The 24,316-nt window shown below is 61.4% G+C and carries 22 protein-coding genes and 1 riboswitch; of the genes, 9 read left to right on the top strand and 13 right to left on the bottom strand.

Going from position 1 to position 24,316, the window contains the following annotated elements:
- Nucleotides 1-33 precede the first annotated feature (33 nt).
- Entirely contained in the window at nt 34-819 is a 786-nt protein-coding gene (locus tag AC1DJO_RS02340; protein WP_477969221.1) for a TSUP family transporter, read from the top strand.
- On the opposite strand, the gene AC1DJO_RS02335 is transcribed toward AC1DJO_RS02340, so the two are convergent.
- Nucleotides 816-1,493, bottom strand: coding sequence for a cysteine hydrolase family protein (locus AC1DJO_RS02335; RefSeq protein ID WP_477968805.1), 678 nt, complete (start codon nt 1,491-1,493; stop codon nt 816-818). The genes AC1DJO_RS02340 and AC1DJO_RS02335 overlap by 4 nt on opposite strands.
- 168 nt (nt 1,494-1,661) lie before the next feature.
- Between AC1DJO_RS02335 and AC1DJO_RS02330 the strand changes: the two genes are divergently transcribed.
- Together AC1DJO_RS02330 and AC1DJO_RS02325 are read left to right on the top strand one after the other, a co-directional pair.
- Nucleotides 1,662-2,024, top strand: coding sequence for a nuclear transport factor 2 family protein (locus tag AC1DJO_RS02330; RefSeq protein ID WP_477968803.1), 363 nt, complete (start codon nt 1,662-1,664; stop codon nt 2,022-2,024).
- A gap of 2 nt (nt 2,025-2,026) precedes the next feature.
- Entirely contained in the window at nt 2,027-2,824 is a 798-nt protein-coding gene (locus AC1DJO_RS02325; protein ID WP_477968801.1) for a helix-turn-helix domain-containing protein, read from the top strand.
- Here the strand turns inward: AC1DJO_RS02325 and AC1DJO_RS02320 are convergent.
- Genes AC1DJO_RS02320 through cobU form a run of 5 tightly spaced genes read right to left on the bottom strand, consistent with a single transcriptional unit; the run spans nt 2,821 to nt 9,572 of the window.
- Complete coding sequence (locus AC1DJO_RS02320; protein ID WP_477968799.1) at nt 2,821-3,246, bottom strand: EamA family transporter; 426 nt, start codon at nt 3,244-3,246, stop codon at nt 2,821-2,823. The two genes, AC1DJO_RS02325 and AC1DJO_RS02320, sit on opposite strands and share 4 nt — an antisense overlap.
- Nucleotides 3,246-3,878, bottom strand: coding sequence for a cob(I)yrinic acid a,c-diamide adenosyltransferase (cobO, locus tag AC1DJO_RS02315; protein WP_477968797.1), 633 nt, complete (start codon nt 3,876-3,878; stop codon nt 3,246-3,248). The genes AC1DJO_RS02320 and cobO overlap by 1 nt, the downstream gene beginning before the upstream one ends.
- 19 nt (nt 3,879-3,897) lie before the next feature.
- Complete coding sequence (cobN, locus tag AC1DJO_RS02310) at nt 3,898-8,004, bottom strand: cobaltochelatase subunit CobN (protein WP_477968795.1); 4,107 nt, start codon at nt 8,002-8,004, stop codon at nt 3,898-3,900.
- A 3-nt stretch (nt 8,005-8,007) separates the two neighbouring features.
- Complete coding sequence (cobW, locus tag AC1DJO_RS02305; RefSeq protein WP_477968793.1) at nt 8,008-9,054, bottom strand: cobalamin biosynthesis protein CobW; 1,047 nt, start codon at nt 9,052-9,054, stop codon at nt 8,008-8,010.
- Nucleotides 9,055-9,059: 5 nt separating this feature from the next.
- Nucleotides 9,060-9,572, bottom strand: coding sequence for a bifunctional adenosylcobinamide kinase/adenosylcobinamide-phosphate guanylyltransferase (gene cobU / locus AC1DJO_RS02300; protein WP_477968791.1), 513 nt, complete (start codon nt 9,570-9,572; stop codon nt 9,060-9,062).
- A gap of 282 nt (nt 9,573-9,854) precedes the next feature.
- Nucleotides 9,855-10,245: riboswitch (cobalamin riboswitch) on the bottom strand.
- Between the two features lie 222 nt (nt 10,246-10,467).
- On the opposite strand from cobU, the gene AC1DJO_RS02295 reads away from it, so the two are divergent.
- Nucleotides 10,468-12,258: a chloride channel protein gene (locus AC1DJO_RS02295; protein ID WP_477968789.1), complete on the top strand. Its 1,791-nt coding sequence runs from the start codon at nt 10,468-10,470 to the stop codon at nt 12,256-12,258.
- Here AC1DJO_RS02295 and AC1DJO_RS02290 read toward each other — a convergent pair.
- The gene (locus AC1DJO_RS02290; RefSeq protein ID WP_477968787.1) at nt 12,255-13,709 is read right to left on the bottom strand and encodes a cobyric acid synthase; all 1,455 of its coding nucleotides are present in this window, start codon (nt 13,707-13,709) and stop codon (nt 12,255-12,257) included. The genes AC1DJO_RS02295 and AC1DJO_RS02290 overlap by 4 nt on opposite strands.
- 451 nt (nt 13,710-14,160) lie before the next feature.
- Between AC1DJO_RS02290 and AC1DJO_RS02285 the strand changes: the two genes are divergently transcribed.
- Nucleotides 14,161-15,159, top strand: a complete 999-nt coding sequence (locus tag AC1DJO_RS02285) for a glycine betaine ABC transporter substrate-binding protein (protein ID WP_477968785.1) — start codon at nt 14,161-14,163, stop codon at nt 15,157-15,159.
- Between the two features lie 90 nt (nt 15,160-15,249).
- Nucleotides 15,250-15,600 carry a hypothetical protein gene (locus AC1DJO_RS02280; protein WP_477968783.1) on the top strand — a complete coding sequence of 117 codons (351 nt, stop codon included), beginning with the start codon at nt 15,250-15,252 and terminating at the stop codon, nt 15,598-15,600.
- Here the strand turns inward: AC1DJO_RS02280 and AC1DJO_RS02275 are convergent, their stop codons facing one another.
- Entirely contained in the window at nt 15,601-15,756 is a 156-nt protein-coding gene (locus AC1DJO_RS02275) for an entericidin domain-containing protein (RefSeq protein ID WP_112387092.1), read from the bottom strand.
- Between the two features lie 96 nt (nt 15,757-15,852).
- Nucleotides 15,853-16,794, bottom strand: a complete 942-nt coding sequence (locus AC1DJO_RS02270) for a LysR family transcriptional regulator (RefSeq protein WP_477831255.1) — start codon at nt 16,792-16,794, stop codon at nt 15,853-15,855.
- A gap of 68 nt (nt 16,795-16,862) precedes the next feature.
- On the opposite strand from AC1DJO_RS02270, the gene AC1DJO_RS02265 reads away from it, so the two are divergent.
- From AC1DJO_RS02265 to AC1DJO_RS02255, 3 genes are all read left to right on the top strand, one after another.
- A complete protein-coding gene (locus AC1DJO_RS02265; RefSeq protein ID WP_477968781.1) occupies nt 16,863-17,084 on the top strand; it encodes a hypothetical protein in 222 nt (73 codons plus the stop codon).
- A 64-nt stretch (nt 17,085-17,148) separates the two neighbouring features.
- A complete protein-coding gene (locus AC1DJO_RS02260; RefSeq protein WP_477968779.1) occupies nt 17,149-17,343 on the top strand; it encodes a hypothetical protein in 195 nt (64 codons plus the stop codon).
- A 293-nt stretch (nt 17,344-17,636) separates the two neighbouring features.
- Nucleotides 17,637-18,656 (top strand): GlxA family transcriptional regulator, encoded by a 1,020-nt coding sequence (locus AC1DJO_RS02255; RefSeq protein WP_112387088.1) that lies wholly within the window; start codon nt 17,637-17,639, stop codon nt 18,654-18,656.
- A gap of 37 nt (nt 18,657-18,693) precedes the next feature.
- On the opposite strand, the gene AC1DJO_RS02250 is transcribed toward AC1DJO_RS02255, so the two are convergent.
- The 4 genes from AC1DJO_RS02250 to AC1DJO_RS02235 all read right to left on the bottom strand — a co-directional run bounded on the left by AC1DJO_RS02250 (nt 18,694) and on the right by AC1DJO_RS02235 (nt 24,173).
- Nucleotides 18,694-20,025 (bottom strand): diguanylate cyclase, encoded by a 1,332-nt coding sequence (locus AC1DJO_RS02250; protein ID WP_112387087.1) that lies wholly within the window; start codon nt 20,023-20,025, stop codon nt 18,694-18,696.
- A gap of 210 nt (nt 20,026-20,235) precedes the next feature.
- Nucleotides 20,236-21,066 (bottom strand): response regulator, encoded by an 831-nt coding sequence (locus tag AC1DJO_RS02245; protein ID WP_112387086.1) that lies wholly within the window; start codon nt 21,064-21,066, stop codon nt 20,236-20,238.
- Nucleotides 21,067-21,281: 215 nt separating this feature from the next.
- Entirely contained in the window at nt 21,282-21,545 is a 264-nt protein-coding gene (locus tag AC1DJO_RS02240; protein ID WP_477968777.1) for a hypothetical protein, read from the bottom strand.
- A 123-nt stretch (nt 21,546-21,668) separates the two neighbouring features.
- Nucleotides 21,669-24,173, bottom strand: a complete 2,505-nt coding sequence (locus tag AC1DJO_RS02235) for a mechanosensitive ion channel domain-containing protein (RefSeq protein WP_477969219.1) — start codon at nt 24,171-24,173, stop codon at nt 21,669-21,671.
- Nucleotides 24,174-24,316 lie beyond the last annotated feature (143 nt).

The following is a 24,316-nucleotide window of genomic DNA, read 5'->3' as shown; positions in this document are numbered from 1 at the left end:
CCGCTTTCTCCCGCCTGCCCACAGAGTCCTGCCGTGTCCGATATTGCCCCTCATCTCCTCGCCCTTCTCTGCCTCGCCGCCTTCTGCGCAGGCTTCGTCGATTCGATCGCCGGTGGCGGCGGGCTGATCACCGTGCCCGCCATGCTGATCGCCGGCATTCCGCCGCTACAGACGCTGGGCACCAACAAGGTGCAGTCGATGTTCGGCGCCGCCTCCGCGACGCTCGCCTATTCCCGCAAGGGCCATGTGAACCTGCGCGAACAGCTACCGATGGCGATGATGGCCGTGATGGGCGGCGCGCTTGGCGCGGCGCTGGCAACCATCGTGCCCGGCGACGTGCTGCGCGCCCTGATGCCGGTTCTGCTGGTCGCGATCGCCCTCTACTTCGCCTTCAAGCCCAATCTCAACGACCTTGACACCCACCGCCGCATCACGCCCTTCGCCTTCGGCATGACTTTCGTGCCGCTGATCGGCTTCTACGATGGCGTCTTCGGCCCCGGCACCGGCTCCTTCTTCATGCTCTCCTTCGTCACCCTTGCCGGTTTCGGCATGCTGAAAGCGACGGCGCATACCAAGCTTCTGAACCTCGGCTCGAATGTCGGCGCCCTCATCGTCTTCGCCTCCTTCGGCGCGACGCTCTGGACGATCGGACTGATGATGGGTGTCTGCCAGTTCCTCGGCGCGCAGGTCGGCTCTCGCCTGGCCATGCGCACCGGCGCCAAGCTCATCAAGCCGCTGCTGGTCGTCGTCTGCATCGCCTTCGCGATCAAGCTGATCGCCGACCCGGCCAATCCGTTGCGCGTCTGGCTGGGCGTCTAACCCGGCGCTTTGCCGAATTTGATCGCATCGATCTTCGTCAGCTTCGTTTTCGCCGAAACACCGGGTGCATTGGCGAAATGCCAGGTGACATATTGCTCGGCATAGGGATCGGTGGACGACATGCCATCCACGGGCAGCACCACGTCCATGCCCTTCAGTGCCGCATAAGCAGCCGTATTCAGTACCGCTCCCTCCGAAGCCGTGCCGGTGACGATGACGGTCTTGATATGCCGGTCGGTGAGGATCTTTTCGAGATCGGTATTGATGAACTTGTTGGCGCCTGACTTCACGATGGGATCGCCATCCTTGGGCGCCAGCACCGTTGCGATATCCTCAGGCGCCGCATTCGAGGTAATGCTGTAGACGACAGGCGTGCCGCTATCGCGCGCCTCCTTCATCAGCTTCGCCACATGGGGCAGCTCGGCAATGCAGCGCGGCTTGACCTTGGTATTGCACGGCCCCTTGTCCGGGTTCTGCGCCCCGTTGAAATCGAGCAGCAGCAGCGCCGTGGTCGAGGGATCGACCGTGACATCGCCGAGCTTCGGCGCTGGCGGAACCTTGATCTTCTTCCACTCGTCGACAACGGTTGCCGCATGCGCGGAAGACCAGCCGAGCGCGGATGCCAGAAGCGCCAGTTGCGCCACCCGTGCCGCATATGCCGAAAGCGATGTCATCAGGCTGTCCTCCATCTTCGAAATCGATCGCCAAGCCTCCCGGCGGATGACTGCACTGTCAAATCACCAAGCCGCGAGCTTGATTACCTCTCGCGTAATTGATGAGCCGCCAGCCTTTGCCGATGATCGCGATGCCTGGACGAACCGGGCGGTCAAAGGAGACATGACATGACCGACGCGAGCAACACTGCCGAACGCTACATCGCCATCTGGAACGAGGAGGATGCAGACCGCCGCCGCGCGCTGATCGCCGAAAGCTGGGCCGAAAACGCCACCTATATCGATCCCCTGATGCGCGGCGAAGGTCACGAGCAGATCAACGCGCTGGTGGAAGCCGTACAGACCCGCTTCCCTGGTTTCCGCTTCAATCTGATCGGTTCCGCCGATGGCCACGGCGACAACCTCCGCTTCTCATGGGGCCTCGGACGCGACGGCAGCGAGGCGATTATCAAGGGAACGGACTTCGCCCTGCTTGAAGGCGGACGCCTGAAGGCCGTACACGGTTTCCTCGACCTCGTTCCGGAAGCCTGACGATGATGACTTCAGCCCGCTCCCTCGGTGACCACCTCCGCGACTGGCGCAAGCTTCGCCGCATGAGCCAGCTCGATCTCGCCCTCGAAGCGGAGATTTCGCAGAGACACCTGAGCTTCATCGAGAGCGGGCGCTCGACGCCGAGCCGCGACATGCTGCTGCATCTGGCAGAACGGCTCGGCGTTCCCCTTCGGGAGCGCAATCCGATGCTGCTGGCAGCCGGCTATGCGCCGCTCTTTGCCGAGCGCTCATTGGACGACCCGGCCCTGAAACCGGCAAGGCTGGCTGTCGATATGGTCCTGAAAGCGCAAGAGCCCTTTCCGGCCCTCGCGATCGACAGGCACTGGACGCTGATTGCCGCCAATGCGACGATCGCACCGCTGCTTGCGGATGTCACTGAGAAAAGCCTGCTCGAAGGCCCGGTGAACGTGTTGCGCCTCAGCCTGCATCCAGGAGGATTGGCACCTCATATCGTCAATCTCGCCGAATGGCGCGCACACCTTCTGGAGCGGCTTCGCCAGCAGATCGACACCTCGGGCGACCCGATCCTCGGCGCACTTCTGAAGGAGTTGCAGGAGCTTTCGCCTGGCGGCAACCCGGCGGGTGAGACAAAGCACGATTATGCGGGGATCGCCGTGCCACTACGGCTGCGCACTTTTGCAGGCACGCTATCGCTGATCTCGACCACCACCGTGTTCGGCACGCCTATCGATGTCACGCTCTCGGAACTGGCAATTGAGTCGTTCTTCCCCGCCGACGAGGAAACGGCCGCAATCCTGCGAAAGTTGGCGAACGGCTAGAACAGCGCCAGCAGCAGCGCCCCGCCGGCGATCATCACCACGCCGAGCCAGTTTACCAGCCCGAGCTTTTCGCCGAGGAAGACGACACCGAAGACGGCGACGAGCACGATCGACAGCTTGTCGATCGGTGCCACACGCGCCGCATCGCCGAGTTTCAGCGCCCGGAAATAGGCGAGCCAGGACGCGCCCGTTGCAGCGCCCGAGAGCGCCAGAAACAGCCACGTCTTGCTGGATATGCTGGAAAGCGGCTGCCACTGGCCGGTGGCGGTGACGATACCGGCCAGAATCGCGATGATGACGACGGTGCGGATCAGCGTCGCCAGATCCGAGTTGACGCCAGCCACCCCGATCTTCGCAAAGATCGCCGTCAGCGCCGCAAAAGCCGCCGACAGAAACGCCCAGAATATCCAGCTTTGCGCCATCAGAACTCCACGCCCGGCTGCCCCTTGATGCCGGAGCGGAACGGATGCTTGATCAGCTCCATCTCGGTCACGAGATCGGCGATTTCGATCAGCTCGTCCTTGGCATTGCGGCCGGTCAGCACGACGTGAGTCATATACGGCTTTTCGGCCTTCAGGAATGCGACCACTTCGTTCACATCCAGATAGTCGTAGCGAAGCGCGATATTGATCTCGTCGAGCAGCACCATGGAATTGCGCTCGTCGCGGATCAGCTCCTTGGCCTTTTCCCAGGCGGCTGTTGCCGCCGCCACGTCGCGGGCGCGGTCCTGCGTCTCCCAGGTAAAGCCCTCGCCCATCGTGTAGAACTGGCAGACATCGGAAAAATGCTTCTCGATCAGATCGCGCTCGCCGGTCCACATGGCGCCCTTGATGAACTGCACCACCGCCGATGGCTTGCCATGGGCGATATGGCGGAAAATCATGCCGAAGGCCGAGGACGACTTGCCCTTGCCCTTGCCGGTGTGAACGATGATCAGGCCCTTCTCGTCCGTCTTGGTGGCCATGATCTTGCTGCGCGCGGCCTTCTTCCTGGCCATCTTCTCGTTGTGGCGCGCATCGTCCTTTTCGGCGGTGTCTACTGGTTCTTCGCTCATTGTCTTTCCTGATGAAATGTCATGCTGTCTGTTTATGGTGTGATGGCGCAAGATCGAAGCGCGCCGAATTGCTGCGTGGCGTCCAGAGATGCCGATCGATCGCCTCCATCAGCCGCTCCTTCATCTCCTCAAGGGCCGCCGGGTTCTTCTCCGCCATGAAATCACGCACCTTGGGATCGGCGACGAAGGCCTGATAGACGGCTTCGAAATGATGGTTGCCGACGGCACCCGTCGTTGCCGCAAAGGCAAAGAGATAATCGACCGTAGCAGCGATCTCGAAGGCGCCCTTGTAGCCGTGGCGCATGACGCCATCGATCCATTTCGGATTGACGACGCGCCCGCGCACCACACGGCCGATCTCTTCCTCCAGTGAACGGATCACCGGCTTTTCCGGCCGCGAATGATCGTTGTGATAGATCGACGGCCTGACGCCACCGACATGCTCGGCCGCGGCCGCCATACCTCCCTCGAACTGGTAGTAATCGTCGCTGTCGAGCAGGTCGTGCTCGCGGTTATCCTGGTTCTGCACCACCGCCTGGATGGAGCGCAGCCGCTCCTCGAAGATACCGCGCTCGGCCCGGCCCTCTTCGGCAGCCCCATAAGCATAGCTCCCCCAGACGAGATAGGCTTCGGCCAGATCGGCGCGCCGCTCCCAGCCCTTCTCGTCGATCAGCGCCTGCAGCCCCGCGCCGTAAGCGCCGGGCTTTGAGCCGAAGATGCGATATCCGGCGCGCTTGGCCGCCGACGCTTCATCCAGGCCGGACGCCGCAAGCCGCGCCGCCTCGCCGCGCATCCGCTCGGCAATCGGATTATCCGCAGCATCCTCATCGAGAGCGCCGACCGCACGGATCGCCTTGTCGAACAGCGCGATCTGCTCCGGAAAGGCATCGCGAAAGAAGCCTGATATCCGGAGCGTCACATCGACCCGCGGACGCATCAGCATCGCAGGCGGAATGATTTCATAGCCGGTGACGCGGCGCGAGGTCATGTCCCAGACCGGCTTGACGCCGATCAGCGCCAGCGCCTGGGCGATGTCATCGCCGCCGGTGCGCATGTTGGACGTGCCCCAGGCTGTCAGCCCGAAGGACACCGGCCACTCGCCGTGATCCTGCACATAGCGGCGGACCAGCAGCTCCGCCGATTTCTTGCCGAGTTCATAGGCTGCAGGCGTCGGCACTGCGCGGCTATCAACGGAATAGAAATTCCTCCCCGTCGGCAGCACATCGGGGCGCCCGCGCGTCGGAGCGCCGGAGGGGCCGGGAGCGATGAAACGGCCGTCGAGGCCGGTGAGGAGTGCCGAAATCTCGGCATCTCCGCAGGCGAGGATCGAGGGCTTCAGGCGGGATTCGATTTCGGTGAGGACGGATCTGGTTTGGGACCAGAGGGGTGGGCATTCGGTTTCGCCGGAGACAAACTTGGCGGCGATCAGTTCGATGCGCTCGACGGTGTCGCCATTGGTGCGCCAGGGGGCGTCGAGGATGGCGGCTAGGATGGCGGGGCGTGAGCCGGTCCACGGCGCGGCCATGTTGCAGTCGAGGGGATCGAATTTAGCGCTTGTATGCGGGGTACCCACCTCTGCCTTGCCAGGCATCTCCCCCTCAAGGGGGGAGATTGGCTGGGCGGACCCGCTCGCTTCGACTTCATTTGGCTGCTGGGACACTCGCCACGAGTCGATCTCCCCCCTTGAGGGGGAGATGTCCGGCAGGACAGAGGGGGGTACCGCATCGACCAGGCCCAAATCCCCAGCAATCGCCCGCTGCAAACTCTGATCCCCGCCCTCTCCAAGCCCGCGCGGCACCCGCGCCAGCGCCACGGTCAGATCCGTCAGCAACCGCCCCTGCGGCGACACACCAAACACATGCAACCCGTCGCGGATCTGCATTTCCTTGAGATCGCAGAGATAGGCGTCGAGCTTCTTCAGCGCCTCGTCCTCGGTCTCGCCCTTGGCAATCCCGGCATCGCTGTCGAGGCCGATATCGGCGACCAGATCGAGGATCTGCTTCGACAGCAGCCGGATACGGCGCGGATCGCTGCCGGATGCCTCGTAATATTCGTCGACCAGCGCCTCCAGATCCTTCAGCGGACCATAGCTTTCAGCTCGCGTCAGCGGCGGCGTCAGGTGATCGATGACGACGGCCGCCGTCCGGCGCTTGGCCTGCGTGCCCTCGCCGGGATCGTTGACGATGAAAGGATAGAGGTGCGGAAGCGGCCCGAGGATCGCTTCCGGATAGCACTCCTCCGACAGCGCCAACGCCTTGCCCGGCAGCCATTCGAGATTGCCGTGCTTGCCCATGTGAACAACGGCATCGGCGCAGAACTCCTGGCGCAGGAAGGCATAGAAGGCGATGTATCCGTGCGGCGGCACGAGATCGGGCGAATGGTAGCTTTCCTTCGGATCGATATTGTAGCCGCGGGCTGGCTGGATACCCGCCAGCACATTGCCGAACCGCGTGAACGGCAGAGCGAAATGACCATCCACAACGTAGGGATCACCCTCCGGCACACCCCAGCGCGCCGTCATCTCGTCTTGAATCTTTTTCGGAAGAGACGCGCAGAACGCCTTGTATCGACTCATGGAAAGCGTTTCGCGGATCACCTTTCCGTCGCGTCCGGAATTCGTCGGCCCCTCCGAGAGATGGCGGATCAGCGCATCGCCATCATCAGGGAAATCGGCGGCATCGTAGCCCGCCCCGCGCATCGCTTTCAGCACCTCGACGGTACCTGCAGGCGTATCGAGGCCGACGCCGTTGCCGAGGCGCCCATCGCGGTTCGGGTAGTTGGCGAGCACCAGCGCCACGCGCCGCGCCGCAGCCGGCTTGCGCCGCAGCCGCGCCCAGCCGGCTGCGAGCCTCGCCGTGTAACGCATCCGCCCTTCATCAGGCTGGCTGGTGACGATATTGGCCTCGACAGCCGCATCATAACGCGCCGCCGACTTGAACGAGACCGCACGCGCCAGAACCCGTCCATCGACTTCGGGCAGCGCCACATTCATCCCGAGATCGCGCGCCGACAGCCCCTGCGATGACCCGGCCCATGCCTCGCGCGACGAGGCAGACAGGATTGCCTGCAGCACCACGGCGCCGCTTTTTTCCAGCACGGTCGATTCACGCAGAGCGCCGGGCGCCGACACCGCAAAGCCCGTCGTGTTGACCACGACATCAGGAGGCGCCTGATCGAAAATGCTGTCGATGATGCCCTTGGAGACCGGGTCTTTCAGGCTGTAGGCAAAGACCGGCAGCGGCCTGAGACCTTCCGCCGCCAAGGCCTCGATCATCGCCTCGACCGGTGCGGTCTCGCCGCTCTGGACGAGGGCGCGGTAGAAGCTGATGGCGGCGATGGGGGCGTCGTTAGATGTAGAGGGCGGATTACCCCCCTCTGTCCTGCCGGACATCTCCCCCTCAGGGGGGGAGATTGGCTGGGAGGAGCCGCTCGTTCCAGCTTCGATAATTTGGGGAAACGCCAACCACGAGTCGATCTCCCCCCCTGAGGGGGAGATGTCCGGCAGGACAGAGGGGGGTGCCCCGTTCCGCAGCATCGCCGCAGACAACACTCTCCACTCCTCAACCCCAACGACTCCCCGCCCCGGCCACCATATCCCGGCCTTCATCAACGGCGCTGCCGCACCGGGCTTTTCACCACCCGACAGCATCGCCGCCGCATAATCCAGCAGCCACCGCGAATTCGCGTCACCGCCCTCGATCAGATAAGCCCACAGCGCATTGAGATCATCGAGCGCCACATTGGAAAACGGCGTCAGCCCCGCATCCGGCTTGGAATCCCCGGGCAGAACGGCAATTCGCGCGCCATACCGTGCCGCACAGGCATGCAGAGCCTCCAGCGCATAGTGAAAATAGCTGGCGCCGCCGAGCGCGCGGACAATGATAAGTTTCGCATGCCGCGCCGTCCGCTCGACATAGGCATCGACGGACATCGGATGCTTGAGGCTCATCAGGCTGGCAAGCCTGAGCGTCAGCGGCGAACCGCCGCCCTGTCCGTGGGCGGCGGCGATGGCCACAAGCTCCGTATCCGCCGCAGACAGGAACAGGATATTGCCAGGCGACTGGCCAAGATCGATGGCCTCGTCACCGTCGCTGATCGTTCCTTTCTGGGCGAGAAGCAGATGCATGGATCAGACGAGCGCCTCGATGGCCTTGCGCACGGCCGCCTCGTCCATGTCATGCAGACCGATGACGACGAGACGCGTGCCGCGCGTTTCGCCGGTAGCCCAGGCGCGGTCGAAATACTGGTCGATACGGCTGCCGACAGCCTGGATCTGCAGGCGCATCGGCTTGCCCGCGACATCGGCAAAGCCCTTGAGGCGCAAAACGTCATGCTCGGCAATCACGCCCTTCAGCTTCTCGATGAAACCGGCCGTATCGGCAATCGCACCAAGCTCGACGATGAAGCTGTCGAACTCGTCGTGGTCATGCGGCGTGCCGTCCTCATGCTCGAGCTCGTGATGGGACTTGCGATTGGCGATATCTTCCTCGGTGCCGACGCCGAGGCCGAGCAAGACGCTGGCCGGAACGTCGCCGTTCTTCGCCTCGATCAGCGCAGGCTTCCGCGAAATGCGCGACGCCACTTCGTCACGGACGCGAATAATGCCTGCGGCATCCAGCAGGTCCGTCTTGTTGAGCACAATCAGATCGGCGCAGGTCAGCTGATCCTCGAACAGCTCCTCGATCGGACTCTCGTGGTCGAGCGACTCGTCTTCGGCGCGGCGCGCATCGACGGCATCGTGGTCGTCGGCGAACCGTCCGGCGGCAACGGCAGCGCTGTCGACGACGGTGATGACGCCATCGACGGTCACTTCGCTGCGGATATCGGGCCAGTTGAAGGCGGCGACCAGCGGCTGCGGCAGCGCAAGACCCGAGGTCTCGATGACGATATGATCGGGGCGCTGCTCGCGCTCGAGCAGCTTGGTCATCGTAGGAATGAAATCGTCGGCAACGGTGCAGCAGATGCAGCCGTTCGTCAGTTCGATGATGTCGTCCTCGGTGCAGTTCTCGGCGCCGCAGCCCTTCAGCACGTCTCCATCGACGCCGAGATCGCCGAATTCGTTGATGATCAGCGCGATCTTCTTGCCGCCGGTGTTGGAAAGCAGGTTGCGGATCATCGTCGTCTTGCCGGCACCGAGAAAGCCGGTGATCACGGTTGCGGGGATCTTCTGGTTCATAAACTTCAACCCTTCATTTTCAGCGGCAGCCCTGCCGCGATAAAATACACGTCCGCGGCAGAGGCCGCGATCATCTGGTGCAGCCGCCCGGCATGATCACGGAAATCCCGCGCCATCCGGTTCTCGGGCACGATCCCGAGGCCGACTTCATTGGAAACAAGCACAAGCCGCGCCCTGGCCTTCGGCAGCCAGGCAGCAAGGGCAGCAGATTCCGCCGCCATGTCCCGCTCGCCCATCATCAGATTGGTGACCCAGAGCGTCAGGCAATCGACAAGGATCGCCCGCCCTTCGCCGTCGGCGGCCGACAGGCACTCGACAAGCTGCAGCGGCTCCTCATGCGTCGTCCAGGATGGCCCGCGATCGTTCCTGTGGGCGGCAATCCGCGCCCGCATCTCGTCATCCCAGGCACGCCCAGTGGCGATATAGTGGCGCTCGAGGCCGCTATCGGCGATCAGCTGCTCTGCGAAACGGGATTTTCCCGAACGGGCGCCGCCGAGCACGAAGGTGGTGCTGCTCATGTGAGGATGGCTCCGGCATCAGCGTATTGGCGTCCGCCACACCCACGTCCCTCATTCCTGCGCCTGCCACAGGAATCCAGCCACGGCGCGTCGGCGCCGTGAATGAATCGCAACTGCAGGAAAACGAGTCTCCTGTGCCCAAGGACTTGGGCACGCTGGATTCCTGTGACAAGCACAGGAATGAGGGAAATCCTCAGGGCCGCACGTAACGGCATGCAAATTCGTGTTTCAGCCATGACAACCTCCGTGCTGGCAGCGGACAAGATTGCCCTTGGGTGGGCTCTTCGCCCGGCACGGTTGGCAGGTCTCCTGGCTCGCGGTTTGAGGCCTCGACAGGGATGGCGCAAGGCCATCCCTGATCGTGCCAGCGGATCTTCCTCGCCTTCCCGGCTGCATTCTCGTGAAAAGGCGGACGATTCGTAGAAATGGAGGCGTCCAGCCCCTGCTGATCACGATGCATTCCAGTGGCTTTTCCGGTGTCCTTGAGCCACAGCCCTGCCGCGGAATGCAGCGATCAGCCAGTGGTGCCGGTGCACCGGATGGAAGACCCTGACCGCTCTACAGTCGCGGGGTCGGCTGTGATGAAGACGCCCGGTTTGGGTCCGCCCCGTCACATTCCCTTTTCATCCAGGGCGGCAATCACCGCTCCGGAACCATCCGTTATTGATTTCATCGTTAGGCGCGCGGCAGCGCGAAGTCAATCGAGCCTGGCATGATGGAAAATGCCCCGTATTAACACGACTGAGTCTACCAAACAGATAGTCTATTAAATTCATTGACTTACGACGCGATTTCACTTGCCGTCGCCTCGCTTTTGCTGCAATTGCTCGCGAAATCATGCGGCGCACAACGCGCGCTTCCTTGATCCTGCTCCCCGTCGCCTAGTTCTGTCATCATGCTCACGAAAACCGATATCGGCCGCCTGACGCGGCGCCATCTCAAATTCGATTTGGCGCGGCTGCGCGCGCTGGCGCGCCAGAACGAAATGGGCATGGTTTTCGCCGGTGGCGCGGTCGGCGTCATCTCTGGCTGCGCGGTCACCGGCATGAGCCTGATCTCCCGCGAGATGCACAGCCTCATCTTCGGCATCAGCGATGTCGATCGTCTCAGCTCCTCCGATATCAGCAACAAGCTGCTGCTGCTTTTGGCACCGGTCTGCGGCGGCATGCTTCTCGGCCTGCTGCTCTTCATCCTCAGCAGGACGCGCAAGAAGCCGATGGTCGACCCGATCGAGGCCAATGCGCTGCATGGTGGCCGCCTCTCGCTGACGGACAGCATCATCGTGGCGATCCAGAACCTGATCTCCAACGGTTTTGGCGCGTCCGTGGGCCTCGAGGCCGGCTATACGCAGCTGGCGGCTGGCCTGGCCTCGAAGCTCGGCCTGAAGCTGCAGCTGCGCCGCGCCGATCTGCGCGTCCTCCTCGGCTGCGGTGCGGCAGGCGCTATCGCCGCAGCCTTCAATGCCCCACTAACCGGCGCCTTCTACGCGTTCGAGCTGATCATTGGCACCTACACCATCGTCTCGCTGACACCCGTTGTCGTCTCTGCCCTGCTCTCGACGCTGGTGGCACGGCTGCTGGCAGGCAACGATTTCACCATCGACGTCGGCAGGTTCGGCACTGTGGTGCCGGCCGATTATGTGCCGGCCATTCTGCTTGGCGCCTGCTGCGCCGGAGCCGGCATCCTGATCATGCAGGGCGTTTCCTTTGTCGAGGAACTGGCCCGCAAGAGTTCCGTACCGACGCCGGTACGCCCGGCGCTCGGCGGCATCGTCGTCGGCCTGCTGGCCACAATCTCTCCGCAGGTGCTTTCGGCAGGTCACGGCGCCTTGCATCTCAACCTGGCGCATCAGGTGGCGATCCCGACGCTTGTCGGTATCCTGCTGTTGAAGTCGCTTGCATCCGCGGTGTCGATCGGCTCCGGATTTAGGGGCGGCCTGTTCTTCGCCTCGCTGTTCATGGGTGCGCTGCTCGGCAAGCTCTTTGCCTATGCCGCCCCGCTCTTCGCCCATGCTTCGCTGACACCGGAAGTCTATGCCGTCGTCGGCATGAGTTCGCTCGCCGTCGCCATCATCGGCGGACCGCTGACGATGACGTTCCTGGCGCTGGAAATTACCGGCGACTTTCCGATTACCGCGCTGGTGCTCGCAGCCGTGATCACCTCCTCGCTGGTCGTGCGCACCACCTTTGGCTACTCCTTCGCCACATGGCGTTTTCACCTGCGCGGCGAAAGCATTCGCAGCGCGCATGATGTCGGCTGGATCCGCAATCTGACGGTCGACAAGCTGATGCGCGCCGACGTCAAGACCGCCAATGCCGCAACCACCGTCGAGGAATTCAAGAAGGCCTTTCCCGCCGGCGCCACGCAACGCGTCATCCTCGTCGATGACACAGGCAAATATGCCGGTCTGGTGCTGGTGCCGGAAATTCATGCGAATCCGATCGCCACCGACGATGAGGGCAAGGGGCTGGAGAGTTTCGTTCGCTACAAGAACGATTTCCTGCAGCCGCAGATGAATGCCAAGCAGGCAGCCGCCATCTTCGACAAGAGCGAGAGCGAAGCGCTCGCCGTGCTCAACAATCTGATCGAGCGCAAGGTCGTCGGCCAGCTCAGCGAAAGCCACACGCTGCGCCGCTACAGCGAAGAGCTCGACCGGCGGCGCCGCGAAATGTCCGGGGAAATCTAGCCAAGCAGCCGGTTCAGCCAGTCACGGTCGAGATGCGCCTCCAGTTCGGCCGCAACGGCATCCAGCGCCCGGTCGACGCTCTCCGCGTAATTGCGCCTTTCGCCCTGAAGGCCGAAACTCCGCAGCAACCGGCTGCGATAGGCATCGCTGGAAAACAGCCCGTGCAGATAAGTGCCGACGATACATCCATCCGCCGATATGGCACCATCGGCGGCACCATCCACCACGGCCGACGGCCGGTTGCAATCCGGCCCCTCGGTCACGCCGAGATGGATCTGATAGCCTGACAGCGGCGTACCATATTCGGCAGAAACAGCATGGCTGTTGCGGACCGTCTTCTCCGGCGCCATGACGGTTTCGACGTCGAGCAGCCCGAGCCCGTCAACTTCCGCTGTTCCGCCCTCGATGCCGAGCGGATCGTGAACCTTGCGGCCGAGCATCTGATAACCGCCGCAAATGCCGATCACCCGGCCGCCGCGCCGGACATGGGAGGTCAGATCGCGATCCCATCCTTCGGCGCGAAAATCGGCAAGGTCGCTGATCGTCGATTTGGAGCCCGGCAGCACGACGAGCGCCGCGTCTTCGGGCAGACGCTCCCCGGCGCGCACGAACACCAGCTCGACGTCGTCTTCGGCTCTCAACGGGTCGAGATCGTCGAAATTGGCGATCCGCGGCAGAACCGGGACGGCGATCTTCAATGCGGCCCCGCTTCCACGCGCCAGTTTTTCAAGAACGACTGAATCCTCTGCAGGCAGCCCGCCTGCTGCCTTCAGCCAGGGCACGACGCCGAAGCACGGCCAGCCGGTATAGCGGCCGATCGCGGCAATTCCGTCGTCGAAAAGCGAGACGTCGCCGCGAAACTTGTTGATGATATAGCCGGATATCATCGCCCGATCGGTGTCGTCGAGGATCGCATGGGTCCCAACGAGCGAGGCGATGACGCCGCCGCGATCGATATCGCCGACCAGCACGACCGGCACGTCGGCCCTTGTCGCAAAGCCCATATTGGCGATATCGCCCGGGCGCAGGTTGATCTCCGCCGGCGATCCCGCGCCTTCGACGATCAGGAGATCGGCGCCCTCGGAAACCGTGCCGAAACTCGACAGTACAAATTCAAGCAGTTGCGGCTTCAGACGCTGATAGTCACGCCCCTTTGCCTGCCCCCAGACCTTGCCCTGGACGATGATCTGGCTGCCGTTCTCCGATTGCGGCTTCAAAAGCACCGGATTCATATGAACAGATGACGGTGTGCGCGCAGCAAGGGACTGCAGCCACTGCGCGCGGCCGATCTCGCCGCCATCGTCGGCAACGGCGGCGTTGTTGGACATGTTCTGCGGCTTGAAGGGCCGCACCGTCAGCCCGCGATTGGCCGCCAGCCGGCAGAGACCGGCAACGAGCACCGTCTTGCCGACATCCGATCCTGTTCCCTGCAGCATGATGGCTCTGGTCATGGGACGAGGCCTACAACGCGTTGCCTCGCGCGGTCAACGGCAGGGCCAAAAACACGAAAACCGCGCAGGCAGTAAGCCGCGCGGTTTGCCGTAAACTCTGGCGTATTCGCCCATACACGGCGAAACTCGTCTTCTCCGGGACGCAAAACCTGATCCGGAGAACCGGCGGTTTGTCCCCCGCCGTGGCTACACTGATAACGCGACATCCTTACCGGAGAGTTATTGAGGCCTTAAGCAAACATGAATTTTGACCTTTTTTGAACTTTTGTTGGCAGCGGCTTGTGCACTGCGCATCGGCGCGCCCGGGTGAATGTGACAGGAGTCACTAATATTAGCCTTTATAAATCAATGTTTTAGGCCAAAAAAGTTCAACTGCGGAAAGTTGACCGCAACCTTTTCTGCGCTAGCATTTGCAAAATTAAAAATCCTGAGTGGAAATAAGGATGTGCAGATGAAGACCGCAGGAAAAATGCTGTTATTCGCCGCACTTGTCTGCGCCTTTGCGACCTCGGCCGCGGCATCCGGTTGCGGAAGCGTCTCGATTGCCGAGATGAAGTGGGGCTCGGCCGCCATCGCCGCGAATTTTGACAGGATCATTCTCGAAGCCGGCTATGGCTGTGACGTCAAGATCGTCCCCGGCGACACCATGCCAACCTTCGCCTCGATGAACGGAAAATCGTCGCCGGACGTCGCGCCAGAACTCTGGGTAAAGGGCGTCCAGACCGAACTGGACGATGCCATCACCGCCGGCCGCCTTGTCGAAGGCGCGGAGATCCTCTCAGAAGGTGCAGTTGAAGGTCTGTGGATCCCCAAATTCGTCGCCGACGCCAACCCGTCCATCAAGACGCTGGAAGACGCCCTCGCCCGCCCGGATCTCTTTCCGGGCGACGGATCGACGGACAAGGCTGCGATATTCAATTGCCCAACCGGCTGGGCCTGCAAGATCTCGACGCAGAACATCTACAATGCCTTCCATGCAGAAGAGAAAGGCTTTGATCTCATAGGAGCTGAAACGCCGCGGTCGCTCGATGCATCGATTGCCGATGCCTTTGCCGACAAACGCGGCTGGCTCGGTTATTACTGGGCGCCGACTGCGGTCGCCGGAAAATACGAGATGGTGCGGCTGGCGATGGGTGTCCCCTTCGACCAGGCAGAGTGGGACAACTGCACCTCCGTCCCCGGATGCGCCAAGCCCGAGCGCAACGCTTATCCGACATCCCAGGCGTTCACCGTCACCACAAGGTCGTTCGCAGACCGCGCCGGTCCGGCGATGGATTATCTTCGCAAGCGCAGATGGGACAACGGCACGATCAACGACGTGCTGGCATGGCAGGATGAAAACGGTGAAAGCAGCCGCAACGCCGCCATCTATTTTTTGCAGAATTACCCGGAGCTCTGGACCCTCTGGGTGCCCGAAGAAGTGGCGGCCCGGGTGAAACGAGCGCTTTAGCAAGCTTCGCGAAGGCCAGCGCCGTCATGATATGCCTTCGACAACGAAAACGCAGCCAGGCTGCGCCCATTGATATTGCAGGTGCTTGAAATGACCCCCGCCGCTTCCTTTCCCGATCGCGACACCGTTGTCCAGAAATTTGCCGGCAGCAGCGATGCCGACAAGTCCTACCTCCAGCTCCTGATGGAGAATGCGGCACAGGACGACAATCTGGTCGATGGCCTGCACCGCTACCTCGATCAATCGGCCGAGAGCCGGTTTCTCAATTCGCTGAAGCTTGAAACGACGGGGAAATGGATCGGCTCAGCCGCTCCGGACCGCCTTCAAGTCCGCCTGATGGAAGCCGCCAAGTCCAGCCAGCATCCGGCCTATGAGGCCTTCCGCACTGGACTGGTGCGCTCCGGCGGCCTTGAAAGGGCCTATCCGGCAGCCAAGATCTGATTAGCGGCGTGCGGCCCGGTCGACGGACCGGCCGGCATCCTGCGTCGCATTGACGGCGTTGGCCGTGTCGCGGCCGACGCCGCGGATCGTGTTGCCGCAGGACGAAAGAGCAAGCAGGAGCATGAGGGCAGCGCCGATTTTGGCTGTGGTCGTCATCGTGGAATTCCTTTGAAAATATGACCTCTCCGAAGCGGCGAACGCCGCTCCGGCCGATAAACGCATCAAAGCCAAAAAGGTTCACGCCAGAATGGTTTAGGCAGCCGCGGCCTTCGCTTTTTCAGCAAAGGCAAAGCGGATGCTGTCGGCAACCGCCTGCATCGGGCCAGAGAGCTGCGACGCCGTCAGAAGGCGAATCTCGAAGGAGCCGAGCTCAGGCAACCCCTCCTGCGCGCCGAGGATCACCATATCGTCGCTGACATAGGAGCGCGGTAGCGGCGCAATCGCCAGATCGGAAACCACAGCCGCCCTCTGCGCCATCGTATGGCCGCTGAGATAGGCAACGCGATAGGGCCGCTTGTTGCGCTCAAGCTGCGACAGCGCTTCCTGGCGCCAGATGCAGCCCTCTTCCCAGATCGAGATCGGCAGGGGTTCCTTGCGGTGCGCCGTGCCGCACTTGGCGCCGGCCCAGACAAGCTTCTCGCGGTAGACGATCTCGCCGCCGGTCGGGAATGGCCTGGTCGCAAAATTGACGAGCGCCAGATCCAGGCGCTGCTCTTCCATCCGCTTCTTCAGCCCGATGCTCATATCGATGGTCACATCGACCATGATGCCGGGATAGCTTTCGGCGAAACTCTTGAGAATGCTCGGCAGCAGCCGTTCGCCGATATCTTCGGGCGCGCCGAGGCGCACCACGCCGCTGAGCTCAGGCATGATGAAGCGCGACACGGCTTCGTTCGACAGCGCCAGGATATTGCGCGCATAGGTGAGCAACAGCTCGCCATGCTGCGTTAGAGTCACCGAGCGGGCGTCGCGCAGGAACAATGTCGCGCCGAGCTGTTCTTCGAGCTTCTTGATCTGCATGGAGACGGCAGAGGGAGTTCTGAACACTGCTTCGGCGGCCGTCGAAAAATTGCCGGTTTCCGCGATCGCCACGAAGGTGCGCAGAACATCGTTATCGAGAAGCGGGATTGGCCTGCGAAAGGGCATCGTCATCGGCGCATCTTTCAATTTTTCTGATCTTAAGCACCATATCATTTCGTTTGGCTGAAAGTCAATCGAACCTTATATTTCACTCATGGCTGATAGACAAAGAGGAGGCCATGATGACTGACACCGTCCATTCTGCAATCGACGCCTTCTTCGCGTTCCGTTCGCGGCAGATCCAGCGGGCCGCATGGGAAAAGACCATGCGCCAGATGACGGCTTTGCCGCACCACCTGATCGCCGATGTCGATCCCTACGCTTCCGCATCTGCCGAACGCGAAGTGATGCGAGAGACCTTCAACAAAACTGATGGTATCCATAAAATCTATTCGTTTGATTGATGGATATCAAAGGCCCATATCAGGTAACGGGCGCAAGACGCTCAACGATCAAAGGACAAGGAAAATGACCACCATCACCTATCGGGATAGCAAGAGCTCATCCGGCCTGCATTTCGACGTCGGCAGCCTTCTGCATAAGGCGTCGCACGCATGGCACCAGTGGCAGGCAGCACGCGAAATCGAATCCATGCCGTTCGACATCCGCAAGGACGTGGGCTATCCGTCGGCAGAAGCAGCGGATGACCGCAAGGATATGTAATGAATGCGACATACCTCCCAGCGTGAGGGCGGCGCCCTGCCAATGGCAGCGCCGCCCTCATCGTTTTTGGGCAGGTGAAATTTAATCTTGAATTTCAGACGCATATATTTGAAATCAGTTTCAGCTTGCAACTTTTGACGAAGCCGTCGTGCATTTGGCAGGCCGCTTAGAGCGGCATGTCGCAAAATAGCGCTTATCAGCCGCAGATTTCCATGCGAATGTCGCTTTCAGAACATCTAAGCGACGCATTCCACGCACCAATAGCGCATCGCCCTCCAGCATGGATTTTGCTCATGAACAAGATGCTGACCAAGAAGCGCTCTCTCGTCTTCTTTATGGTTCCCCAGTTCACCATGCTGCCCTTTTCGGCGGCGATCGACACGCTGCGCATCGCCAACCGGATGCTCGGCTATCAGGCCTATACCTGGCGCCTCACCTCGGTTGACGGCAACAAGGTCTATTCTTCCTGCGGCATCGGCGTCGAAGCCAATTCCTCGCTCGCCGAAGAGCGCCGTCATCTCGGCGGCGAGAACCGCCCGAGCATGGTGCTGGTCTGTTCCGGCATCGATGTCGAGGATTTCAACAACAAGTCGGTCAATGCCTGGCTTCGCGAAAGCTACAATCGCGGCGTCGCCGTCGGCAGTCTCTGTACGGGCGCGCATGTGCTTGCTCAGGCCGGGCTCCTGAATGGCAAGCGCTGCGCCATCCACTGGGAAAACCTGCCGGGCTTCTCGGAAGCCTTCCCGCAGGCGGAGGTCTATGCCGACCTCTACGAAGTGGACAGCAATCTCTATACCTGCGCCGGCGGCACCGCCTCGCTGGACATGATGCTGAACCTCGTCGGCCAGGATTTCGGCGAGAGCCTCGTCAACCGTATCTGTGAGCAGCACCTGACGGACCGCGTCCGCAGCCCGCACGACCGCCAGCGCCTGCCGTTGCGCGCCCGTCTCGGCGTCCAGAATGCCAAGGTCCTGTCGATCATCGAGCTGATGGAAGGCAACCTGGCCGAACCGCTGTCGCTGCTGGAAATCGCCGATGGCGCCGGTCTTTCGCGCCGCCAGATCGAGCGCCTGTTCCGTCAGGAAATGGGCCGCTCTCCTGCCCGCTACTATCTTGAGATCCGCCTCGACCGCGCCCGCCATCTTCTGGTGCAGTCGTCGATGCCTGTCGTTGAAGTGGCGGTCGCCTGCGGTTTCGTCTCCGCCTCGCACTTCTCCAAGTGTTATCGCGAACTCTACAACCGCTCGCCCCAGCAGGAGCGCGCCGAGCGCAAGATGACGATGGCCACCGCGCGCCAGGCGCTGGCAGCCTGAAAACCAGACGATTGAGATAGAAAATGCGAAGCGGCGTCTATTGCGCCGCTTCTTGCGTCATGCGGGCATCCGAATAGACCATGTTCCGGCCCTTGTGCTTGGCCATGTAGAGAAACTGGTCGGCAGCATTCAGATAGTTCTCGAAGCTCTCGTAGCCGGCAATCTCGGCAACGCCGATCGACACGGTGACCGACAGCTCCTCGTCATCAGCCGACACTTTCAGCCGCGACAGATCGGATCGAACTTCATCGCAGAGCTTGGTGGCGGCATGCGAATCCATCATCGGAAACAGGATCGCGAATTCCTCGCCGCCGAGCCGCGAGAGAAGATTGTCGCTGCCTTCGAAGATCGTTGCCAGGCGCGCGGCGACAGCGATCAGAACCTTGTCGCCGATCTCATGGCCATAAGTGTCGTTCAGCCGCTTGAAATGGTCGATGTCGAGAATGGCAACCGAGCTTACCGCCTTCTGGCGCAGACACTGGTTCACGACCTTGGGGCCGGAATCATAGAAATAGCGGCGATTGTAGAGGCCGGTGAGATAATCGCAGGCCGCCGCAGCTCTCAACTGCTTCAGCTGCGTCAGCGTCTCGACATTGTTGGCGATCCGGCACTGCAGCTCTTCGGCAACGAAGGGACGGTAGACGAAGTCGCTGGCGCCGGCTTTCAGGAAGCTCGCCGACAGCATCCTGTCATTCGATGACGACACGCCGATCACCCGGATCTTGTCGGAGCCGAACCGGTGCCGGATGCGCCGCGTCAGCTCATAGCCGCTCATATCGGGCATATGATGATCGGTAACCACAAGCTCGATATCGCTGTATGCCTCCAGCGCCGCCAGCGCCTCAAGTCCGGAATTCGCCTCGACCACCATATATTGCTGCGCCGTCAGCAGATCGACCAGGACCTGGCGGGCGGATTGGACGTCATCGACGACGAGAACCCGGGTCTTGCGGTTCAGGATTGCCCTGCGCACGGTGCCGACCAGGTTATCGAGCGCAAACTCGTTGTCCTTGAGCACGTAGTCGATGACGTTGCGCTCCATGATCCGGTTGCGCGTCGCAATGTCGAAGGTGGCGGTGAAGACGATGGCCGGGATCTTGTGCTCGATGGCGCAATCGAGTGCCTCGCCATAAGGCGAATCCGGCAGGTTCAGATCGACGACGGCCATCGTATAGCCATGCGGATCCTGGGCCAGCGCTTCCTGAAGCGCCTTGAGCGAAGGGCACGTCTTGACGTTGAGACCGAGCTCGGTCTGGAAGCGGTGGCACAAAACGGCAGAAAACATCCGGGAATCTTCAACCAGAAGTATTTTGTGCCCGCCAAAACGCGGCACAGAGCTATCCCGATTGAAATCCGCCTGAAAAGCCATCCAGTCCCTTACTCCCCGCGGCGCCTGGAGCAGCCGAATCGGCTGTCCCCATAACAGCTTGGACGATAGCGGACACACCCAATTGGGTGAAGAGGCAGAACAGGCTCAAAATAACCTGAAATTGCAGAAATTCGAAGTCTCTTAACAACGGCGACAGGTCCCCGCGTCGATCGGGGACCTTTCGTACTCCGCGGCTCAGGATCACTCGTCTCAGGCAACCGCCCGTTCCCGTTTCATCGTCTTGATTTGCAGCAATGTGTCGAGGTTCTGATTGACGCGGCAATAGAACTCCTCGTCAATGAACGGACGCAGCATGAAATCGTTCCCGCCGGCCTTCAGGAAGCGCGCCGACAACAGCCGGTTCGACGACGACGAGACGCCGATGATGCGCAGTTCGTGGGAGCCGATGCTGGCGCGAATGCGGCGCGTCAGTTCAAAGCCGTCAATGTCAGGCATGTTGTAGTCAGTGACCATCAGACCGATATCCCGGTTGGCCTTGAGAATCTCGAGCGCCTTCGCGCCGCTTTCGGCAACGCTGACGCGGAAATTATAGCGCTTCAGGCGGCTGGAGAGCAGCGCGCGCGCAGTGGCGCTGTCATCGACGATCAGCACGTGATGACGCTTGTTGGTGAGGAATCGGCAAATGGATTCGGCCAGCAGATCGACGGCGAAAACATTGTCCTTGAGGATGTAGTCGACGATATCCTTGGCCATCAGTTCGTCGCGCAGGCCCTCGTGGAAAGTGCCGGTAAAGACGATCGTCGGGATGCTGAGATCCACCAGATATTCGAGCGCTTCACCCTTTTCGGCGCCCGGAAGATTGATGTTCGAGATTGCTAGCGTGATCGGGTCGGAGGACTTGTCATAGGCCAGCTGGAGGTCTTCGAAATTGCGGCAGACCTCGACATTGATATCGAAAAGCTCCTTGAGCCGGGCGCTGATCATCGACGTGAAGACATTGGAATCTTCTGCGAGAATAATACGCGCACCCGCAAACATTTCGCCGGAATATTGCATTCCCGAAATACCTAAAAACGACATAGCAAAACCTTTGAATGAAAATGTGTCCCTGGATGAGACAGATATATCAATTCATTTGAATAATGATTAATCGAGGCACCCGGAAAACCCGCCCGGAAGTTCTTGCAGATCGCGCCAAATGCTTTCTTATTCTTATGATTAAGAGATCGTGCGCAAGCATACCGGTCAGACTGCGAAATCGCGGCCCTGCACGGCCAAGATGTGAGGCATCGGCGCTACTTGATGACAGCCGAGCCATTGACGATGTCGATCGTCTCTCCGCCATCGAGCCCGATCCGGTCGCCATCAGGTGCGGTCATGAAGCACCCGGACGCACACAGCGTCTCGGAAGCGCCGCTATCGACGACGATCTCGACCTTGTTCCCGCCCTCGGTGATGACAACCACGACGGCGGCGGGATCGGTATTGGTGACGGTTGCCGCCCACGCGTTTGCGGCGGCAAAGAGGGAAAGAAGCAGTCCAACGGCAAGTCTTGCCATTCACAACGGCGCCTGCAGGCGCCCTCCCCAAGGGCTTATCGGCGCTGCTGCCCCCAGCAGCGAAAACCCGATTGCCAGGATCTTATAGCCAGCGGCGCGTGAATGGCCGCTGAATAAGACCCCTTACCCCTTGAGACTGCCATCGGCGGCCTTGCCGCGCAACTGGCGGACGGAGCCACCATCATCCTTCGGCGTTTTATCCTGAAGATTTTCCTCCATCGACGGCTTTGCCGCTGGCGCCGGAGGCAAAGCATTCTCGCGATGATAGGTAATGTCGCTCTGCGGCAGCGGGATCTCTATGCCCTCTTCCCTGAACCGCTTGAGGATGGCGATGCGCAAACCGTTGCGCACCTTCAGGCCGTCGCCCATATCGGCGAGCATGAAGCGCAGTTCGAAATCCAGCGAATAGGTGCCGAAGCGCAGGAACTCGACATGCGGTTCCGGATTGCGCAGCACCTGCGGTACGGCGTTCACCAGTTCCAAGAGGATATCCATCACCTTCTGCGGATCGGCCTCGTAGCTGACGGACACCGGAATTTCCGAACGGCCGACCTTGTTGCGATGCGTCCAGTTGCCAACCGCGGCATTGATCAGCTCCGAATTCGGCACGATGATAGACTGCTTGCGGAAGGTCTCGATCTCTGTGGCGCGCACCGAGATACGCGTGACAATACCCTCGGCCGTGCCTGAGACGACATGGTCGCCGACCTTGAACGGCCGCTCGACCAGCAGGATCAGGCCGGAAACGAAATTCGAGACGATGTTCTGCAGGCCAAAACCGATACCGACCGACAGGGCAGAGGCGACGAGCGCCAGGCTGGAAAGGTCGATGCCAGCAGCCGAGACGCCGACGATCGCCGCAACGCCGACACCGAGATAGCCGATGCCGGTCTTGACCGAGTTGCGCACGCCGATGTCGACATGGCTGCGCGCCATGACATTGCCGTCAAGCCAGCGCTGTACCCAGCGCGTCACAAGATAGCCGCCGGCAAACAGCAGGATGCCTGTGAAGATCCCCACAAGCGAAATGCTGATGCCGCCGAGGCGAACCTCGGTGAACAGCCTGTAGGCGATCTGCTGGAGATCCTGGATATGGAAGCCCCAGAGAAGGAGCACGAGCGGTATGCCGGTCATCAACGCCACGGCATAGATCGCAAGACCTGCCACAAGACCCGCCTGATCGATGGCAACCGCCCCCAGCTTGAAACGCTGGCTGAGGAAGCGGCCGATGAAAGTGTCGCCGAACGTCTCGGTCTTCGAGATCGCCTTGCCCGACAGCAAGCCGATATAAGTGGTGACGACGATCGCGCCCGTGATGATCAACTGGGTTGCGACGAAGCGTGCCAGGCCAACATAGCCCGTCAGCGCGGTGACGATCAGGCCGACGCCAAGCACCCTCAGGATGATCGCCATGCCGCGTGGCCAATGGCGGCCCGGCGCATCCGGATCGCCGCCCCGGGCGAGCATCGGCCGTCCGAAAGAAGCGGCAATCAGGATCAAACCGATGATCATCGCGGCGATCAGGCTGCGCACCACGGTCAGCACCAGCGGCGATCCCATCGCCTCGCTGACGCTGCCGAATAGATAATCGAGCGCGTTGACGACCGCCATGGCCAGCAGGCAGGCGCCGATCGACTGTGCGCCGCGATTGGAAAGCCTGACCAGCCGCCAATGCGGTTCGCGCGGTGCAAACACGGCATTTGTGAAACGCCGGACGAAATAGATGAGCCCGATCGCACCGAACAGCGCGGCAATCACAGGGGCAATATCCGGCCGGAGCACATTGAAACTGTCGAGGAAGAAATAGGACGTGACGAGCAGTGCGGCCAGCGACGAGGTGCGGATAACCGTTGCCCAGAAGGCAATCGACAGGCGGCTGATATAGCTCGGATGCTCGATGCCATCGTCGCGCTTCAGGTAGCCGCCGAAGATCCGGTAGCCCCCCGACAACAGGATCAGCGCGGTCGCCAGCGACAGCAAGAGCGCGGTGAACAGCGGCAACCGCTTGAACTTCCAGACGAACACCATCCAGCCGGTCATGGCGTCGTTGAACTTACCGATCTCGGTGAGGAAGGCGCTGCCGGCATCGTCGAGAACCGACATAGACACATCGGTGCGGCGCAGCAGCGTTGCGGCAAACAGACGGCGGCGGGTTTCGGCAACCTCGTTGATCAGCTTGTTGACCGCCATCGACAGGTTCTCGGCATCACCAGTCACGGCGTTGATCTGCGACCGCTCGGCGGTCAGCGCGTTGCGCTCGTTGGTGACGATCTCCGCTTCCGGCGGCTGCCCTTCCTTCGGCGGCTCGCCGATTTCGGCAAGGCGGTTCTTGATCTGATCGAAGCGCGGACGCAGGCCGACGGATGTAGCGATCACGGCACGGCCGAGCTCGTCGACCTGACCGGAGAGCGTCACCAGCCCATCGTCATTGTCGGAATTGACTTTGGCGCTCTCCTGATAGGCCGCAAGCTTCTTCTTCGCCGCCTCGATATCCTTCAGCGCCTGATCGAGGCCGCTATTGGCAAGCGGCGCATCTGCGGCCGGGGCCGGAGTTGCGGCGGGTGCAGGCTGCTGTTGGGAAACGGCGGGAGCAGCGGGCTGTGTGACCTGTGCCAGCGGCACACCCACGGACTGCACGAGCGTCGCCAGCGTCAGCGCTACGAGTACGAAGTGTCGAAGCAGGAAGTGATTGAGCCGCAAAATAATCCCCGCAGGATTCGCTTTTATCAATGAGGCCGCTTCTTATAGCAAAGAAAGGCGACAGAAAGGCG

It is taken from the genome of Rhizobium sp. 05N430, from assembly GCF_056396985.1.
Note: the sequence above shows the minus strand (reverse complement) of the source record. Positions and strands in the feature narration are given on the sequence as shown.